At 38.3% G+C, this 16,196-nt stretch carries 19 protein-coding genes; 5 read left to right on the top strand and 14 right to left on the bottom strand.

Annotated features, from left to right (window positions below; all coding sequences use genetic code 11):
* Positions 1-53 precede the first annotated feature (53 nt).
* On the bottom strand, positions 54-1,286 hold the full coding sequence (locus ABGT15_RS11810) for an ABC transporter permease (RefSeq protein WP_367231628.1): 1,233 nt from the start codon (positions 1,284-1,286) through the stop codon (positions 54-56).
* A gap of 6 nt (positions 1,287-1,292) precedes the next feature.
* On the opposite strand from ABGT15_RS11810, the gene ABGT15_RS11805 reads away from it, so the two are divergent.
* The gene (locus ABGT15_RS11805) at positions 1,293-2,528 is read left to right on the top strand and encodes an exo-beta-N-acetylmuramidase NamZ family protein (protein ID WP_367231645.1); all 1,236 of its coding nucleotides are present in this window, start codon (positions 1,293-1,295) and stop codon (positions 2,526-2,528) included.
* Between the two features lie 28 nt (positions 2,529-2,556).
* Here ABGT15_RS11805 and ABGT15_RS11800 read toward each other — a convergent pair whose 3' ends face one another.
* Positions 2,557-2,922 carry a VOC family protein gene (locus ABGT15_RS11800; RefSeq protein ID WP_367231627.1) on the bottom strand — a complete coding sequence of 122 codons (366 nt, stop codon included), beginning with the start codon at positions 2,920-2,922 and terminating at the stop codon, positions 2,557-2,559.
* Between the two features lie 7 nt (positions 2,923-2,929).
* Positions 2,930-3,427: a YkgJ family cysteine cluster protein gene (locus tag ABGT15_RS11795; RefSeq protein WP_437125364.1), complete on the bottom strand. Its 498-nt coding sequence runs from the start codon at positions 3,425-3,427 to the stop codon at positions 2,930-2,932.
* Positions 3,428-3,492: 65 nt separating this feature from the next.
* Here ABGT15_RS11795 and ABGT15_RS11790 point away from each other — a divergent pair, with 65 nt between their 5' ends.
* Positions 3,493-4,200, top strand: a complete 708-nt coding sequence (locus tag ABGT15_RS11790; RefSeq protein WP_367231626.1) for a class I SAM-dependent methyltransferase — start codon at positions 3,493-3,495, stop codon at positions 4,198-4,200.
* Positions 4,201-4,251: 51 nt separating this feature from the next.
* Here ABGT15_RS11790 and ABGT15_RS11785 read toward each other — a convergent pair whose 3' ends face one another.
* The 10 genes from ABGT15_RS11785 to ABGT15_RS11740 all read right to left on the bottom strand — a co-directional run bounded on the left by ABGT15_RS11785 (position 4,252) and on the right by ABGT15_RS11740 (position 12,209).
* A complete protein-coding gene (locus ABGT15_RS11785) occupies positions 4,252-4,659 on the bottom strand; it encodes a DUF2059 domain-containing protein (RefSeq protein ID WP_367231624.1) in 408 nt (135 codons plus the stop codon).
* Positions 4,660-4,681: 22 nt separating this feature from the next.
* The gene (locus ABGT15_RS11780; protein ID WP_367231623.1) at positions 4,682-5,446 is read right to left on the bottom strand and encodes an energy transducer TonB; all 765 of its coding nucleotides are present in this window, start codon (positions 5,444-5,446) and stop codon (positions 4,682-4,684) included.
* A 3-nt stretch (positions 5,447-5,449) separates the two neighbouring features.
* A complete protein-coding gene (locus tag ABGT15_RS11775; RefSeq protein ID WP_367231622.1) occupies positions 5,450-6,082 on the bottom strand; it encodes a 7-carboxy-7-deazaguanine synthase QueE in 633 nt (210 codons plus the stop codon).
* Between the two features lie 269 nt (positions 6,083-6,351).
* Positions 6,352-8,028, bottom strand: coding sequence for a tetratricopeptide repeat protein (locus ABGT15_RS11770; protein WP_367231621.1), 1,677 nt, complete (start codon positions 8,026-8,028; stop codon positions 6,352-6,354).
* Positions 8,029-8,049: 21 nt separating this feature from the next.
* Entirely contained in the window at positions 8,050-8,985 is a 936-nt protein-coding gene (locus tag ABGT15_RS11765; protein ID WP_367231620.1) for a PstS family phosphate ABC transporter substrate-binding protein, read from the bottom strand.
* 15 nt (positions 8,986-9,000) lie between these two features.
* Complete coding sequence (locus ABGT15_RS11760; protein WP_367231619.1) at positions 9,001-9,228, bottom strand: hypothetical protein; 228 nt, start codon at positions 9,226-9,228, stop codon at positions 9,001-9,003.
* Positions 9,228-10,049: an energy transducer TonB gene (locus ABGT15_RS11755; protein WP_367231618.1), complete on the bottom strand. Its 822-nt coding sequence runs from the start codon at positions 10,047-10,049 to the stop codon at positions 9,228-9,230. The genes ABGT15_RS11760 and ABGT15_RS11755 overlap by 1 nt, the downstream gene beginning before the upstream one ends.
* 31 nt (positions 10,050-10,080) lie before the next feature.
* Positions 10,081-10,641, bottom strand: coding sequence for an ExbD/TolR family protein (locus ABGT15_RS11750; protein ID WP_367231617.1), 561 nt, complete (start codon positions 10,639-10,641; stop codon positions 10,081-10,083).
* 18 nt (positions 10,642-10,659) lie between these two features.
* Entirely contained in the window at positions 10,660-11,274 is a 615-nt protein-coding gene (locus ABGT15_RS11745; protein ID WP_367231616.1) for an ExbD/TolR family protein, read from the bottom strand.
* A 101-nt stretch (positions 11,275-11,375) separates the two neighbouring features.
* Complete coding sequence (locus tag ABGT15_RS11740) at positions 11,376-12,209, bottom strand: MotA/TolQ/ExbB proton channel family protein (RefSeq protein WP_367231615.1); 834 nt, start codon at positions 12,207-12,209, stop codon at positions 11,376-11,378.
* 343 nt (positions 12,210-12,552) lie between these two features.
* Here ABGT15_RS11740 and ABGT15_RS11735 point away from each other — a divergent pair, with 343 nt between their 5' ends.
* Genes ABGT15_RS11735 through ABGT15_RS11725 form a run of 3 tightly spaced genes read left to right on the top strand, consistent with a single transcriptional unit; the run spans position 12,553 to position 14,800 of the window.
* Positions 12,553-14,070 (top strand): helicase HerA-like domain-containing protein, encoded by a 1,518-nt coding sequence (locus ABGT15_RS11735; RefSeq protein WP_367231614.1) that lies wholly within the window; start codon positions 12,553-12,555, stop codon positions 14,068-14,070.
* Positions 14,070-14,438 carry a DMT family protein gene (locus tag ABGT15_RS11730; RefSeq protein ID WP_367231613.1) on the top strand — a complete coding sequence of 123 codons (369 nt, stop codon included), beginning with the start codon at positions 14,070-14,072 and terminating at the stop codon, positions 14,436-14,438. Before ABGT15_RS11735 ends, ABGT15_RS11730 begins: the two co-directional genes overlap by 1 nt.
* Complete coding sequence (locus ABGT15_RS11725) at positions 14,435-14,800, top strand: cupin domain-containing protein (RefSeq protein WP_367231612.1); 366 nt, start codon at positions 14,435-14,437, stop codon at positions 14,798-14,800. Before ABGT15_RS11730 ends, ABGT15_RS11725 begins: the two co-directional genes overlap by 4 nt.
* Before the next feature lie 21 nt (positions 14,801-14,821).
* Here ABGT15_RS11725 and ABGT15_RS11720 read toward each other — a convergent pair whose 3' ends face one another.
* On the bottom strand, positions 14,822-16,165 hold the full coding sequence (locus ABGT15_RS11720) for an FAD-dependent oxidoreductase (RefSeq protein ID WP_367231611.1): 1,344 nt from the start codon (positions 16,163-16,165) through the stop codon (positions 14,822-14,824).
* Between the last annotated feature and the right edge of the window lie 31 nt (positions 16,166-16,196).

Below are 16,196 nucleotides of genomic sequence, written 5' to 3'. Positions count from 1 at the left end.
ATTGCAGCGGAAAGCGGGAACGACGTAGCAAAATACAACAGGAACTTTCGCTTCTAATCGAAACGAATCGCTTTTACCGGTGATATTTTAGTAATAATATAGGATGGAATGATCAAAACCAGCAAACAAACCAAGACGGTTCCCAAATTTAAAACCAAAATATGGAACAGGTTTAAAGCCACCGGTGCTTCGGTCACATAATAATTTTCGGGATTCAACTTGACAATACCAAAATATTTCTGAACAAGTAACAAACCGATACCAATTAAATTTCCCCAAAACAGACCGCGAAAGATCAAATAAGAGGCATTGTACAAAAATATTTTTCGGATAACCCAGTTATTGGCTCCAATGGCTTTTAAGATTCCGATCATTTGAGTCCGCTCCAGAATAAGAACCAACAAAGCCACCACCATATTAATGGTTGCCACGACCACCATAATAATAAGGATAACTAAAATATTAAAATCGAAAAGTTTCAGCCATTCGAAAATATTGAAATACTTTTCTTCGATGGTTACACTATTATAGGTAGGCGGAATTTCGGCGTAAACCTCTTCACCTTTTTCTTTGATTTGGGTAAAATCGTCGATAAACACTTCAAAAGAACCCACTTCATCTTTACTCCATTTATTGATGCGCTGTATATGACGAATATCTCCTATTATATAGGTAGCGTCAAATTCCTGAAAACCGGAGTTGTAAATCCCGACAATTTTAAAATTACGAAGGTTGGGCAATTTCCCTTCTTCCTTCATAAAATAGGTATTGAATTTATCGCCGACTCTTAATTGCAATCGATTCGCCAGATATTGAGAGATGATGATTTCCGGATTCAGATTTTCTTTCAGGTTCGGAATTCGTCCTGAAACAATGTATTCCTGAAGATTGCTCCACTGATAGTCTTTCCCAACGCCTTTAAACACAATTCCTTCGAAGGCTTTCTCCGTTCTGATGATTCCGGCTTTGCTTGCTACTGCCTGTACATGACTGATCCCTTCAATGTTTTTGAACTTTGGATAAAAGTTTTGATGAATAGAAATCGGATCAACACTGACTTCAGATTGATTGTCGTCATAATTGGAAATTATAATATGCCCGTTGAAAGCCGAAACTTTTTGGCGTATTTTTTGCTGCAAACCTACACCGGTGGCTACTGAGGCAATCATCATAATCATCCCGATGGCGATTGCTACAATGGCAATTTTTATAATTGGTGCAGATATACTACTTTTATGGTGTTTTGCCGTAGTGAGCCGTTTCGCTATAAAATATTCTAATTTCAAAAGATGATGATTACAAATTCGATGTTCAAAAATACAGTTTTATTCTTGGTTTTGGCGATTGTTTCGTGTGGAAATTCGATAAAGAACACAGAGGCGAAAGCCGAAGATCATAAGCTAAAAGTTGAAAACGATGAAAAAGCACTTCTGGAAATAAAAACAGGTGCTGATAATTTTGATGCGCATCTTCCTTTACTCAACAACAAGAAAGTTGGCATTGTAACCAATCAGACGGGAATTTTGTCCAACAAAACCCATGTGGTTGATTTTTTATTGGAAAAGAAAATCAACATTTCAAAAATATACGCTCCAGAGCATGGTTTTCGTGGAACTGCCGATGCCGGAGAATTGATCAAAGACGGAAAAGACATCAAAACCGGATTGCCGATTATTTCCTTATATGGAAACAATAAAAAACCAAAACCGGAACAATTAGCCGGAATTGACGTTATGGTTTTTGATTTGCAAGATGTGGGCGCGCGTTTTTACACGTATATTTCTTCGTTACACTATGTGATGGAAGCTTGTGCCGAAAACAACATTCCTTTAATCGTTTTAGACCGACCAAACCCGAATGGCGGCATTGTGGATGGACCAATTCTAGAAAAGGAATTTACCAGTTTTGTAGGTATGCACCCGATTCCGGTTTTGCACGGGATGACCATTGGCGAATATGCTAAAATGATTAACGGAGAGAAATGGCTGAAAAACGCGGCGCAATGTCAACTGACGGTAATTCCGTGTTTAAATTATAAAAGGAACATGCCCTACAGCCTTCCTGTAAAACCATCACCAAATTTACCGAACGACCAGGCCATCAATTTATATGCAAGTTTGTGTTTGTTTGAAGGCACCAATGTAAGCATGGGACGCGGAACGGAGAAACAGTTTCAAATTTACGGCTCTCCCTACTTACCTGTTATCAATACTTCATTTACTCCTAAACCTAATTTAGGTGCCAAAGATCCTTTATACAATGGTCAAATTTGTTTCGGTGAAGATCTTTCTAAAACAGAAAAAGTGAAACAATTAGAGTTAAAATGGCTGATCAGGGCTTTTCACACCTCAAAAATGCCAAAAGAAGATTCTAAATTCTTTAATGATTTTTTCACCAAACTGGCCGGAACCAAAAAACTGCAACAACAGATAGAAACAGGAGTTTCGGAAAATGACATTCGCAAAAGCTGGGAGAAAGGCTTGGCGGATTTTAAAACGATGCGAAAAACTTACCTTATTTACAACTAATAAAAAAGCGCTCATCTTGAGCGCTTTTTTATTCAATATCTTGTCCGAACTGCAACAAATAACCGTTGTTGTCGTATATCGCAAACTCGCGCATACCCCATTCGAAGGTTTCGATTTCATAACACAGGTTGCATTTGTCCTTTAACTGTAACCACAACGCATCCACATCATCTACATTAATATAGAAGGATCCTGTAAAAATTGGTTTCTCAAAAGCCATGTGTTCGTTAGGTTTGGCCAGCATTAGTTCGGAATGATCCCGATGCAGGGAGGCCCAACCCCAGTCTTCATTGTATTCATCACAGGTAAAACCTAAAATATTTACATAAAAAACAATAGTTTCTTTAAGTTCGTTTGTCCACAGCATGGGACGAATGGCTTGAAATTTTGACATGATTCTTTTATAACGGTAATTTCTTTTTCATTTCTTCTACAATATTGTAAGCCGCCGGGCAAATCGGTACGTTTTTTAAAGTTAGATTAGAGATCTGCTGAAACTTCTTGCGGTCGGTATGCGGAAATTCACGACAGGCTTTTGGACGCACATCATAAATAAAACATTTGTTATCGTTGTCCAAAAAGGTACACGGCACACTTTTTAACACATAATCATTATCTTCATCAATACGAAGATACTGCTCGATAAATTGTTGTGGTTTTTGACGAAAACTTTTAGCAATGCGTTCAATATCTGCCGTGGTAAATAATGGTCCTGTGGTTTTGCAACAGTTTGCACATTCCAGACAATCGGTTTTTTTAAATTCGGTATCGTGCAATTCCTGCATTACATAATCCAGATTCTTGGGTGGTTTCTTTTTCAGCTTATCGAAATACTTTTTGTTTTCGTTATGCTTATCTTTGGCCAACTTTTGAATTTCATTTAAAGACGGTTTCAACATGTGTATTGCATTTCAGTCAGCAAAGTTAAACAACTTTCAACATTTAAACTCTTAAATTTCAAGTAATGAAAGACCTTTTCGGAAAAGCCATCTTAGATTACCAAACCAATAATGCTCCGGAAAACCTTATCACGGAGACTTCCATCTCGGAAGCGGATGAAATGAGTATTGCTTATTTGTTTCGCGAATACAAAAAAATGCCAAAAATAGAACGAAAAGCATTGGATTTAGCCAAAGGAAAAGTGCTGGATGTAGGCTGTGGCGCCGGTAGTCACGCGCTTTATTTGCAAGGTAAAGATTTGGAAGTAACCGCTATTGATATTTCGAAAAACGCAATTAAAGCGTGTAAACTGCGAGGTTTGAAAAAGGGTAAGGTCTCGAATGTGTTGGATTTAGATACTTTTGAAAAGTTTGACACCGTTCTGCTTTTGATGAATGGTACTGGAATTTTTGGAAAAATGCATCAGATTTCCAAGTTTCTGCAAAAATTAAAATCGCTGTTAAACGATGGTGGGCAAATTTTAATTGACAGTTCCGATCTGATTTACATGTACGATCAAGATGAAGATGGGGCCTACGAAGTACCCGCAAATGGTTATTACGGCGAATTAACGTTCACCATACACTATAAAGGTGAAACGGAAGACACTTTTGATTGGCTGTATTTAGATTACAATACTTTACAAAATGCCGCACACGCCAACGGCCTAAACTGCGAACTGATTATCGAAGGCGAGCATTTTGATTATTTGGCAAGACTCACCCATTTATAAAACAAAAATCCCAAACAAATTGTTTGGGATTTTTTATACGTTTCATATGGATTACTGCATGTATTTCATCATCATGCCTTGCAAGCCCATAGCCCACTCTTGACTGGCCGCCATGTTTTTTTCAGCAATTACACCTGCCTTTTCAGTCATTTTTTTTCCAACTGGTGTTTCGTAGAATTTTAAGATGGCTTTTACATCGTCATGCGTGTACTCCGTTTTCATTACTTCTGCCATTTTATCGTATAACGACGGTAACGAAGCTTCGAATTCTACTAAAAAAGCAGCGTGTTTTTCCTGAGGAATCATTTTCAGGATTTGGTCTTTTGCCATTTTCATTTGACCGGCCGATCCTGTTAACTGGATCATTTTTAAAATATCAGCCTTGAAAGCATCTTTGGCTTGTGCCATTCCAAAATTCGCTACTAATAGGAAAGCGAAAGCTAAAATCAGTTTTTTCATTGTTTTGGTTGTTTATTAATAATTAATTGATTCTTAAATTTATTGGTAACATGTATTTCACTCTAACAATTTTACCGTTTTGCATACCTGGTGCCCATTTAGGTGAATTCATTAGAATCTGGCGAATCTCTTCTTTCAATTCCTCATTTTCAACAGACAATCTTAGTATTTCCACATTAGTAAGACTACCATCTTTATTAACAATAAAGGATGTCATTGCTTTCAACTCACTTGTTATTAAATGTGTACTCTTTAAATTTGTAGCAAAATATGACGCCATTTTTTTAACCCCTCCTGGAAATTCCGGTTGCTTTTCAACGGCAACATATACTTTATCTTCCTCATTTAAACCCTCATTGTCAATAACATCTATCGTAACGGTATCCTCTTCTTTTACGTCTGGTTTTTTCTTTGTAAATGTAAATGGTATTTTATAAGTCGTTGCAAACGGTTTTCCGTTACGGATTGCCGGTTGCCATTTTGGAGAAAGTTGTAAAACCCGAATCATTTCAATCGCAGACTGACCTCCCAAATCTTTTACAATTCGGATGTTTTTAAGGCTTCCTTCTTCATTGATGGTAAAACTACAGATTAACTGTCCTTCTTTTTCAATTTTTGATTTATCAAGATTTTTAAGAACAAAACCCTGAAAAACATTCAAATTCCCACCCTGAAATTTAGCTTCAATTTTACTCCCATCCAGATAAACTTCGTCTTCACCTCCTAATTGAGCATAACCGAAATGAACACAAAAAAGAAACAGGATCAGGAAATAGAAGTTCTTCATTGATTAAGGAATATTCAGATATTTATGTGTCTGTAAAGATATGCGCCATTTTGGATTATTCATAACATAATCGATAATTAATGGGGTCATTTCTTCTTTTTTACTCCATTCCGGCTGTAAGAAGAGTATGGCTTTATCATTTGTTCTGGCGGCCTGCTCTTCGGCGAATATAAAATCGTGTTTATTGTGAATGATTACTTTCAGCTCATGAGCAATATCATACGCTTCCTGAACCGGTAATTTTGTTTTCTTAGGCGACAAACAGAACCAGTCCCAATGACCACTTACGGGATAAGCCCCAGAGGTTTCAATATGCACACGCAAATTTTCGGCCTTTAATTTAGCCGTTAAAGGTGCCATGTCCCAAGTTAAGGGTTCACCACCGGTTACTACCACCGTTTCGGCATACTGTTTTGCATTGGCTACTATTACATCCGTGCTTGTTGGCGGATGCAGCTCGGCATTCCAGCTTTCTTTTACGTCGCACCAGTGACAGCCCACATCGCAACCGCCAATTCTAATGAAATAGGCTGCTGTCCCTGTGTGGTAGCCTTCTCCCTGAATGGTATAAAACTCCTCCATTAAAGGCAACATATCGCCTTTTTCCACCGCTATTTGTATTTCTTTCTGTAACATTGTTTTGAAAATAGTCTGCAAAGATAGTCAGTTTCCGTGACTTTTAAGCCTTTAGTCTCCAAAGACGCAAAAAAGCAGCTCCAGTAGCCCCGATAGGAGCGGCATCCTTTTTGGATATTGCGGTTTCCGAAATATCCAAAAAGATACAGCGGACAGCGGGAACAGGATATCCAAAAATGCCCGGACCATTGCTTCACCAATTCGCTAGCGCTCGAATCTCTTTAAAATAAAAACCGACAACTTGCGCTGCCGGTTTTCTAGTTTTCTGTTTATGCCTTTAAAGCCTTCAGGGTTTTCACGGCATACTCGTTAGCCGGATCGACAACCAAAAGCTTTTGAAGATTTTCAACTGCTTTGGTTTTGTCACCTGAGTTGGCGTAATGAGCACCCACAAAAGTTAAGGCCTCTACCAATCCTTTTTTGTTTGCCGGTTTTGCTTTTTCTGCATCGCCTTTTTCATCCAGGATTTTTACATATTTTTCATAGCTCGCCAAAGCCACTAATTTAGATTCCGGCGTATTGATTTGCTCGTTTACTCTCGCTTTGTATAAATGTGCATCCTGAGTCGTTGGTGATACTTCAATTACTCTTGAGAAAGCACCGTCCGCTTTAGTCAGCTGCTCCTTTGGTGATGTTTTATCATTGTAATCAAAGTACAAAGCATATCCCAAATAGAAATTGTCATACAGATAATTTTTTGATTTCGGATTTTTAATCGCTACTTCAAAAAGTTTTGCTGCATTTTTATACAATTTATCTTTAAACATTTTCAAACCGATTGGATTCAGCTCGCTGGCAATTACCGGATCTTTTTCAACCGCTTTGTTTAATTCTGCCACACCTTCTTCGAAAATTTTCTCGTCGTAGGTTCCATCTGCTTTCTTAGCTTCGGCCATTTTTGTTAGACCTAAATATAAGTAATCGCGTGCGATGATTCTTTTCGGTTCTACTTTACTGAAGAACGTTGATAAAGCTTTTGAACTTTCTGCAAAATTTCCGTTCTCATACGCTGCATAGCCTAAATATCTATAGATACGGGCATTTACATTGTTCAGTTTTTTCATTTCGTTGGCTTCTGTTTCCAAGGCTTTATAGTCTTTAGCAAGGATCAGGAAGTCGGCATGACGCATACGGGACTCTACCGAGTAATCGGTTAGGCTCATGTATTTTTCATAATGCTGCAAGGCAATTTTTACGTTCTCGTTAAATTTAGCCTGATCGGTAGATCCCCACAAATAGTACGTTTCCGCTAACTCTCTGTAGGCCGGGCCAAAATTTTTATCGATTGCCAAAATTTCGTTTAATAGTTTAATCGCACCATTAAAGTTTTTTGCACTCTTATTGATTGACGCGTACTTAACTTTCGCAATCAAAAGCGATTTGTCATAATCGTATGCTGTTTCATAAGCACGGAACGCTTCTCCTGCATTGTTATCACCTATGTGCGCATCACCTAAAATCAGATAAGCCTGTGGGTTTTTCTCATCAATCAAAAGGGCTTTGTTAACTGTTTCGATGGCTTTTTTATAGTTTGGATGTTCTGATTTAGCATACGCCTTAGCGATTAGCAACAATTCATCCGTATCTTTCTTCTTGATGCCTGAAGCTGCCTTATCAAAGTTTGCCGCAGCACCTGAAGCATTTTTATTGTCTAATTCCAATTGCCCTAAACCAATATAGTTTAAAACGCCTTTGTCTTTAGCCGCTAATCCTTTTTGAAAAAACATAGCCGCAGAATCCGTTTCTTTTTCAGCAAGGTAAACATCCCCTAAGTAAAAAAAGTTTTTACCATTCTCCGGGTTTGATTTCACCAATCCTTTTAATATTTTTTTCGCTTTGTCATATTGCTCAGCATTAATTGCCTTTTTGGCCTGCTCAAGATCCTGTGCAAATACTGCAGAGGATAATCCCATTAACAATAGACTTAAAACTTTTACATTCTTCATTTTTTAAAATCTTTTATATGGTTACTTTTTTTCGAGTTCGTTACGTATGGCTATTTCTCTTGATGGAAAGCGCTTTGGCACCAATCCGGACTTGAGAATAATCCTTTGTCCTTTATCTCCTGCAATATAGGATGCAAATCCCATGCCTAAACCGGCAGTTCCCTGAAAATTTAACAAAAATAATTTTCGTGTAACCGGGTAACTTCCATCAGCAATATTAGTTTGATTTGGTTTAACAAATCGCTCTTTTTCATTAAGTTTAACATTTTCAACGGATAAAACCGAAAGCTTTTCAATATAAGGCTCAAGGTTCTTACTGGGCTGTAACAACCAGTTCACCCCAATAATCCCAATGGCTCCGTCATTCTCTGCAACATACTTCACCACTTCTTCATTCGTTTTCAAAGAGAAAACGCTTTTAGCGGATAGTTCTGTCACTCCAGCAACTGCTTTTAAAGATCTGACACTGCTCGAATTCGGATTATCAAACACCAGCGATTTTACTTTATCGTTTGGCTGTCCTTTCATTACTGAAATCACGTCATCCATTCGTATAATCGAATCTGCTCTGTTTTTGCCTGCTATGAAAGCAATTGCATCCACTGCAAATTCTGTTCGCCTTGGATTAACCTGACGCTTTACATAAAAGTTAACTTCTGATGAATCCAAATCCCTTGCCATAATGGCAATTCTGGCTTTATTCTCATTAACCAATCTAAGAATTTCAGATTCCGGTTTGCTGATCAACTTTATTTTGGCGCGTTTGTATTCATTTTCAAAGACCAATCCTAGATCTTCCACTATTGGAAAAACAGTTTCATCAACTAAAATGGTTGTGAAACCTGCAACTGATGTTTCTTTTATGTTTTCCGGTTTTTCCTCGCCTTTTTCCTTACACTGTACTAAAAAAAACAAGCCTAAAAACGAAAACACTATAACCGCTATTCTATATCTCATTCTGTTTGACTAGAGTTACTGATTCTTTTCGGCATTCAACAATCGTGAAAAACGAAAAGCCGCATAAATCACTAAAAGCACACCTAAAATTATTCTTCTGGAATATGGAATTTCTACCGGCATGCTCTTCCACACGAACAAAGTTACTGCTAAAAACACATACAATCCTAAAAAGATCAGGCCTAAAACAAACAGAAATCGCTGTTGTGGCGATTTCTGCTTAAAATTATTAAAAAGTTGCATTAGTTTGATACCTGAATTGTAATTGGTAATGTAAACTGTGAACGCACCGGGTTACCGTTTTGAATCGCTGCCTTCCATTTTGGCATACTTTTCAAAACACGGATAGCCTCTTTTCCGGCTGCTGCATATCCACCATCTCTAAGCACTTTTACATCTGTGAAACTTCCGTCTTTTTCAACAACGAAACCTAACATCACACGAATTTGGCTTACTCCTTCATCAACTTCAGGAGCTACAAATGAGCTGGCAAATTTTTTGTAGAAACCTTGCATACCTCCCGGAGGACCTGCTGCCACTTCTACTGCAACATAAACCTTATTGTCTTCTTCTACAACCTGATTTCCTTTATCACCGTCTCCGGCAGGCTGGTCGATAACGATTGCACCCGCATCTTTATCCCCTTTTTTGTTTTCCTGACCCGGATCAGCATCTTTCAAATCTTCCACTGTTGGAGGATCTTCGTCACGCACCTTTTCTTTCTCAACCACTTTTGGTGGTGGAAATTTCACCTGATCATTTACCGATTTCGGAGCTTCAGGTGGTGGTGGTGGTGGTAAATCTTCTTTTGGTGGAGGTGGTAATAATGCTGTCTCAACAATCTTATCCTTAGATTCCTCTTGATTTGCTGCCAATTGCTCACTAATGATATTTTTGACAACCGGACCTCCAATAGCTGCTGCAAACAGGATTGCTCCAATTAACATTGCTCTACTAGTAGTCCTAGGATTCTCAGAACGCAACTGATAAGCACCATAAGCCTTGTTACGACCTTCAAAGATCATATCAATCCACTCTTGGTTAAATATGTTTAATTTTGACATAACTTTAGTTTTTTACTGTTTTAAAAGAAGTTTATTCAGTGTATAGTCCTTCTTTCTTTAACATTGCGTTTTCTTCCGGAGTAATATCCACAATCGCATAAGTCGGAACTTGTGTGATAGCCATCTCGTCTAATACATCCACTAAGTTTCTGTATGTAGACTTTTTACTTGCCTTAATAAGTACAATCAATCCTTTTTTAGGATCCCCGTATTTTGCAACCACGGACTGCACTTTGCTTTGCAACTCTTTACGAACTCCATTTTTACCATAACCTACCTTAGTTGGACCTTCAATTGGATCCCCTGGTAAACCATAGTACCACACCAATTGATCCTTTTCACCTAAAAGCAACGTCAATGTTCGGTCATCCGCAACATCTAGCTCTATCGGTTGAGGCTGATCTTTGGTTTTATCCGGCATTGCCAAGTTCATGGACTGTGGCTTTGACAATGACGTGGTTAACATGAAGAAAGTAATCAAAAGGAATGCCAAATCCACCATCGCGGTCAAATCGACACTCGCATCTTGTTTTTTACTCCTTACATGGCCTTTCTTTTTGCCACCGCCACCGCCGGTATTTAATTCTGCCATTTTACAGTATTTTTTTAATTAGAAATCATCACTTCTTAAACCGGTTACCAAGAAAAACTTGTTCACCTTCTGATCCTGAAGAATATCAATCACTTTTTTAATAGTCGGATATTCCTCTTTAGCATCTCCTTTGATTGCAACTTTCAGCTCAGTACCATGAACGTCTCTGGCAGCATAACGAGCCGCTAAAACCCATTCGCGCAACTGGTTATCCAAAGAATCATATGGAATTCCCGGCTGTTTACCCTCTTTGTTACGCTCATCAGAACTCATCGCAATCAAGGCCTTAAGGTTACCCGCAGGAACACCAAATCCGTCAATCAAAGAAAAACGCTTGATTTCTTCCTCTGAAAACTGCAACTGATATCGATCAGCAATCTTACCAAGAGCATCTCTGCGAAGATCCTGACCGGTCATCCCGAAGAATACTTTACCATCTCCAATTGTAACTGTTGCCAAGTCTGTGTCCGGAAGTTTGGTTTCACGGGTAGACGCAGGCATATCAACAGGAAGTGGCTCCGGTACTTTAGCAGTAGACGTCATTACGAAGAACGACAACAACAAGAACGCTACGTCACACATAGCCGTCATGTCAATCTTCGTACTCTTTTTTGACATTTTTACTTTAGCCATTTTCTTTTGTTTTAAAATTGCTCACTAAACCATACAGGACAAGCCCATGGATTTAGCCACAACATATTAATGAATTAACTTTTTTCAGAAAAATGCATCAATTAAGCTGCACGTCCTTTCATTCTTCTGTAAGCCTGAGTAATAGCAAAACCAGCCTCGTCGATAGAATAAGTTAATTTATCAATTTTAGAAGTAAATACGTTGTACATGATAATAGACAATGTAGATGTACCAATACCTGTAGCCGTATTAATAAGTGCCTCAGAAATACCTGTTGCCAACGCAGCCTGGTCAGGAGCACCTGCAGCAGCTAATCCAGAGAACGCCTTAATCATACCTGATACCGTTCCTAATAATCCCATTAACGTACCAATTGATACCAATGTAGCAATGATTGTCATGTTTTTCTCTAACATCGGCATCTCTAAAGAAGTAGCCTCTTCAATTTCTTTCTGAATAGTTTCTGTAGCTTTTTCACTGTCAAAACCTTCTTTGCGTACTTCCTGATATTTAGTCAAACCAGCTCTAACTACATTAGCCACTGAACCTTCTTGTGTATCACACGCTGCGATAGCCTCTTCAATTTTACCTTGTCCGATTAAAACCTGAACGTCTTTAACGAATTTCTCAACATTACCTTTACCTGCTGCTTTAGAAATAACGAAGAATCTCTCAAAAGAGAAAACTACCGCCATTAAAAATAATCCCATCAACATCGGTACGATAAATCCACCTTTGTAAACCATTCCTAAATAGTTTCCTGGTAGTGGATGCCCTTCTGGATCTCCATTTTCAAAGTTTGATGGATGTCCCATTACGTATTTCCATACAAGAACCCCAATAACTAAACAAATTACAATTGTTAAACTTGCAAAAAAGTTTGAACCTTTAGAGCCAGCTCCATTCTCAACAGTTTCGTTAGATACGTTTGTCATTTTTTTAAAAATTTTAGTTTTTCGATTTTTATTTAACTTAATCCTACACTCGTTTTATTAGGTATAAGAGTCGCAAATTTATGTTTTTAGAATTAATAAAAAAACAAATTATGCTTTTTTTAAAGGCTTCTTTAAAATTATTTAACACCAAAAACACCTTTTGTTTTAATACAAAACCCTAATATTAACATAAGTTTAATTTTATAACGCCGTAATGTTAATTTTATTCTCGACAGGTTTTAGATTTTTTCACAATTAATTAAAAATTCACAATTTCACATAAAACTAATACTACTATATTTGTATATAAAACCATTCCTACAAGAAAAAAACAATCAAAATCATGGGCAATTCGACTTTTTCGGAACATATAAATAAAGGTTATGCCTGTAGCGGTGACCACATTATTTTAGGAGGTGGAATCTTAAACGGAGAAGCCATCCCGGACACTCAAATAAGAATACCTTTAAAAACCTTTAACCGTCATGGGCTGATTGCCGGAGCCACCGGAACCGGTAAAACCAAAACAATACAGGTACTGTCGGAACAATTATCGCAGCAGGGAATCCCTGTTTTAATGATGGATATTAAAGGTGATTTTTCCGGAATCGCTGCCAAAGGTGAAGAAAAAACCTTTATAACGGAGCGTCATGCCAAAATCAATATCCCTTATGAAATAAAGTCGTTTCCTGTTGAACTGATGACCTTATCCGAACAAAATGGCGTTCGTTTACGAGCAACTGTTTCCGAATTTGGCCCTGTTTTATTCTCAAGAATACTAGATTTAAACGACACCCAAGGCGGTGTTGTTGCGGTTATCTTCAAATATTGCGATGATAACAAAATTCCGCTTTTGGATTTAAGGGATTTCAAAAAAGTTTTACAGTATACTACTGACGAAGGTAAAGACGAATTTGAAGCTGCCTATGGCCGTATATCTACCGCTTCCGTTGGTTCAATTTTGCGCAAGATCATTGAATTAGAACAACAAGGCGCCGACTTATTCTTCGGAGAACTATCGTTCGACATTGCCGATTTGATGCGCATTGATGAAAACGGAAACGGCTATGTAAACATCATCCGCCTGACAGATATTCAGGACAAACCAAAATTATTCTCCACTTTTATGTTAAGCCTCCTGGCGGAAGTATATCAGCAGATGCCTGAAATTGGTGATAGCGGAAGGCCGGAATTAGTCATTTTCATTGATGAAGCGCACTTGATTTTTGACCAAGCCAGTAAAACCTTGCTGGACCAGATTGAAACAATTGTAAAACTGATTCGTTCCAAAGGTATCGGCATTTATTTCATTACGCAAAACCCAACCGATATTCCTTCCGGCGTTTTAGCACAATTAGGTTTAAAAATACAACATGCCTTACGAGCTTTTACTGCCAACGACCGAAAAGCCATCAAAATGACGGCAGAAAACTACCCCTTGTCTGACTTTTACAAAACCAAAGACGTAATCACTCAACTGGGAATCGGGGAAGCTTTTGTTACTGCTTTAAACGAAAAAGGTATTCCAACACCGCTGGTTGCCTGCATGATGCGCGCGCCGATGAGCCGCATGGATATTTTATCGGATGCCGAAATCAGTGCCATTAACAGTAATTCCAAATTGGTTAAAAAGTATAATCAGGCAATTGATAACGAAAGTGCTTATGAAATTCTTTCTCAAAAAATAGAAAAAGCCAATCAGGAAGCTGAGAAACAAGAAGAAATAAAAGCCGAAACAAAAAGACAAAAAGAAGAGCCAAGCACGGCAGAAGTAATTGGGAAATCGGTAACGAAAGTGGTGACCAGCGCTTCTTTTATTCGTGGCGTATTTGGTATTCTTTCAAAAATATTTAAAAAATAATGCGTGGATTGCTTACTATAGGCCTACTAATTTTATCCAATGTTTTTATGACATTGGCCTGGTACGGACATTTAAAATTTAAAGAACTGAAATGGTTCGAAAATGCCGGTTTGATTGCGGTTATCCTAATCAGTTGGGGATTGGCTTTGTTCGAATACTGCTTTCAGGTTCCCGCCAACAGAATAGGTTTTCAGGGCAATGGCGGACCGTTTTCACTTATGCAGTTAAAAGTGATTCAGGAAGTGATTACGCTGGTGATTTTTGTAATTTTCTCTATGCTGTTCTTTAAAAACGAAACGTTTCGCTGGAATCATGCGGTAGGTTTTTGCTTTTTGGTACTGGCGGTTTATTTTATCTTTAAGAAATGAAAAAATACTTTATTCAAAATTCGCCTTTTGTGGTTCCTACAACGGATGGCAAACGCATTGAAGAACACCACGGATTGGCAACAACCGCCAACAAAGAAATTTCAATTGCACACATGATCGCACCGCCCGGTTGGAGTGAACCGTTTCAAACTCCCGAATTCGACGAATACACCTATATTATTAAAGGAAAGAAACAGTTTAGTATTGATGGTGACATTGTTGTTTTGGATGCAGGCCAATCCATAAAAATTGAACGAAATATCAGGGTACAATATTCCAATCCTTTCGATGAACCTTGCGAATACATCGCGATTTGCACTCCTGCCTTTAGTATGGATTTAGTACACCGTGAAGACGAATAAAAAAAGAGGCTCAGGCCTCTTTTACTTTTTCAACAACTCTAAAATACGTTGTTCGACTACTTCGGTATCCCAGATTTGTTCAATGCTTTCCATTGACAAAATTTCTTCCATGATTCGATTCTGCTTATCACCTTCCGCCAACGCCTCCGAATAAGGCTGATGACTAAAAGTTACCCGACTGTACAGTGGAATCCATTTATCGGGATGTTTATCGGAAAACCATTTTTCTATCTTTTTTTGCAAATGAAACTTTGCATCGGCAGTTTTAGAACTCATTTCCATGAAATTGCGATACGAAAGCTCCGCAATAGCATCTGCATTAGGTTTGCGCTCTTTCTGATACTCCTTAAAAATCGTAAGCCAATCGTTCCCATATTGCTGCATTAACCCGTTTAAGATGGTAATATCTTCAAAACCGGCATTCATTCCATGACCGTAAAAAGGCACTATGGCATGTGCGGCATCACCTATCAAAGCCACTTTATCTTCATAAGTCCACGGATAGCATTTCATCGTTACCAGATAACTCGTCGGATTTTTAAAGAAATCTTCCACCAAATCCGGAATTACTTCTTTCGTATCCGGGAAATGCTTGGCAAAAAAGGCTACTAAAGTTTCTTTGTCTTTAAGGTTCTCAAAAGAATTCGCTCCTTCATGCGGCATGAAAAGGGTACAGGTAAAACTTCCATCCGGATTGGCTAACCCCATCAGCATAAACTCACCTCTGGGCCAAATATGCAAGGAGTTTTTATCTATCTTATGGGTGCCGTCTTCATTGGCCGGAATATGCAATTCTTTATAACCAACACGTATAAAATCCTGAGAATAATTAAACATACTCTGACGCTGCATTCTGTGACGAACTCTCGAAAAAGCACCATCCGCACCAAAAACAAGATCGTAATCCAGTTCATCCCATTCACCTCTTTCAGCTTCTCCTTCATGCAATGTTGCGGTAGCAAGGGTAACGTCCCAAACTTTTTTATTAAAGAAAAACTCCACACCGGCTGCTTCAGCCAAATCAACCATTTTCCGGTTTAAAACCCCGCGTGACAAAGAAAAAATTGCTTCACCGTCTTTACCATAATACTGATAATTTAATTCTTTATCCACCATATGTATGGCACGCTTGTCCACCGGTATCCCAATTTTTTTTATCTCTTCATCCAAACCTATATCCTCAAGGGTTTTCCAGCCTCGGTCTGACATTACCAGATTTATTGACCTTCCGGAAAAAGCAACATTTCTGATGTCAGGACTTCTGTCGTAAACGTGAACGGTATGACCTGCTTTTTTGAGATAAATTGCCAATAGTGATCCTACTAATCCGGAACCGACTACGGCTATTTTTTGGGGAGTCTGCATTGGGTTTTTCTTGAAATAGAGCGTAAATTTA

Source organism: Flavobacterium enshiense, from assembly GCF_040750275.1.
GTDB lineage: Bacteria > Bacteroidota > Bacteroidia > Flavobacteriales > Flavobacteriaceae > Flavobacterium > Flavobacterium enshiense_B.
Note: the sequence above shows the minus strand (reverse complement) of the source record. Positions and strands in the feature narration are given on the sequence as shown.

Excerpts from the sequence above, each read along its gene's own strand:
- ABGT15_RS11720 (WP_367231611.1), bottom strand. The coding sequence starts at position 16,165 with ATGCAGACTCCCCAAAAAATAGCCGTAGTCGGTTCCGGATTAGTAGGA.
- ABGT15_RS11765 (WP_367231620.1), bottom strand. The coding sequence starts at position 8,985 with ATGAGATATAGAATAGCGGTTATAGTGTTTTCGTTTTTAGGCTTGTTT.
- ABGT15_RS11750 (WP_367231617.1), bottom strand. The coding sequence starts at position 10,641 with ATGGCAGAATTAAATACCGGCGGTGGCGGTGGCAAAAAGAAAGGCCAT.
- ABGT15_RS11740 (WP_367231615.1), bottom strand. The coding sequence starts at position 12,209 with ATGACAAACGTATCTAACGAAACTGTTGAGAATGGAGCTGGCTCTAAA.
- ABGT15_RS11725 (WP_367231612.1), top strand. The coding sequence starts at position 14,435 with ATGAAAAAATACTTTATTCAAAATTCGCCTTTTGTGGTTCCTACAACG.
- ABGT15_RS11790 (WP_367231626.1), top strand. The coding sequence starts at position 3,493 with ATGAAAGACCTTTTCGGAAAAGCCATCTTAGATTACCAAACCAATAAT.
- ABGT15_RS11730 (WP_367231613.1), top strand. The coding sequence starts at position 14,070 with ATGCGTGGATTGCTTACTATAGGCCTACTAATTTTATCCAATGTTTTT.
- ABGT15_RS11760 (WP_367231619.1), bottom strand. The coding sequence starts at position 9,228 with ATGCAACTTTTTAATAATTTTAAGCAGAAATCGCCACAACAGCGATTT.
- ABGT15_RS11795 (WP_437125364.1), bottom strand. The coding sequence starts at position 3,427 with ATGTTGAAACCGTCTTTAAATGAAATTCAAAAGTTGGCCAAAGATAAG.
- ABGT15_RS11800 (WP_367231627.1), bottom strand. The coding sequence starts at position 2,922 with ATGTCAAAATTTCAAGCCATTCGTCCCATGCTGTGGACAAACGAACTT.
- ABGT15_RS11735 (WP_367231614.1), top strand. The coding sequence starts at position 12,553 with ATGGGCAATTCGACTTTTTCGGAACATATAAATAAAGGTTATGCCTGT.
- ABGT15_RS11770 (WP_367231621.1), bottom strand. The coding sequence starts at position 8,028 with ATGAAGAATGTAAAAGTTTTAAGTCTATTGTTAATGGGATTATCCTCT.
- ABGT15_RS11805 (WP_367231645.1), top strand. The coding sequence starts at position 1,293 with ATGATTACAAATTCGATGTTCAAAAATACAGTTTTATTCTTGGTTTTG.
- ABGT15_RS11780 (WP_367231623.1), bottom strand. The coding sequence starts at position 5,446 with ATGAAGAACTTCTATTTCCTGATCCTGTTTCTTTTTTGTGTTCATTTC.
- ABGT15_RS11745 (WP_367231616.1), bottom strand. The coding sequence starts at position 11,274 with ATGGCTAAAGTAAAAATGTCAAAAAAGAGTACGAAGATTGACATGACG.
- ABGT15_RS11775 (WP_367231622.1), bottom strand. The coding sequence starts at position 6,082 with ATGTTACAGAAAGAAATACAAATAGCGGTGGAAAAAGGCGATATGTTG.
- ABGT15_RS11785 (WP_367231624.1), bottom strand. The coding sequence starts at position 4,659 with ATGAAAAAACTGATTTTAGCTTTCGCTTTCCTATTAGTAGCGAATTTT.
- ABGT15_RS11755 (WP_367231618.1), bottom strand. The coding sequence starts at position 10,049 with ATGTCAAAATTAAACATATTTAACCAAGAGTGGATTGATATGATCTTT.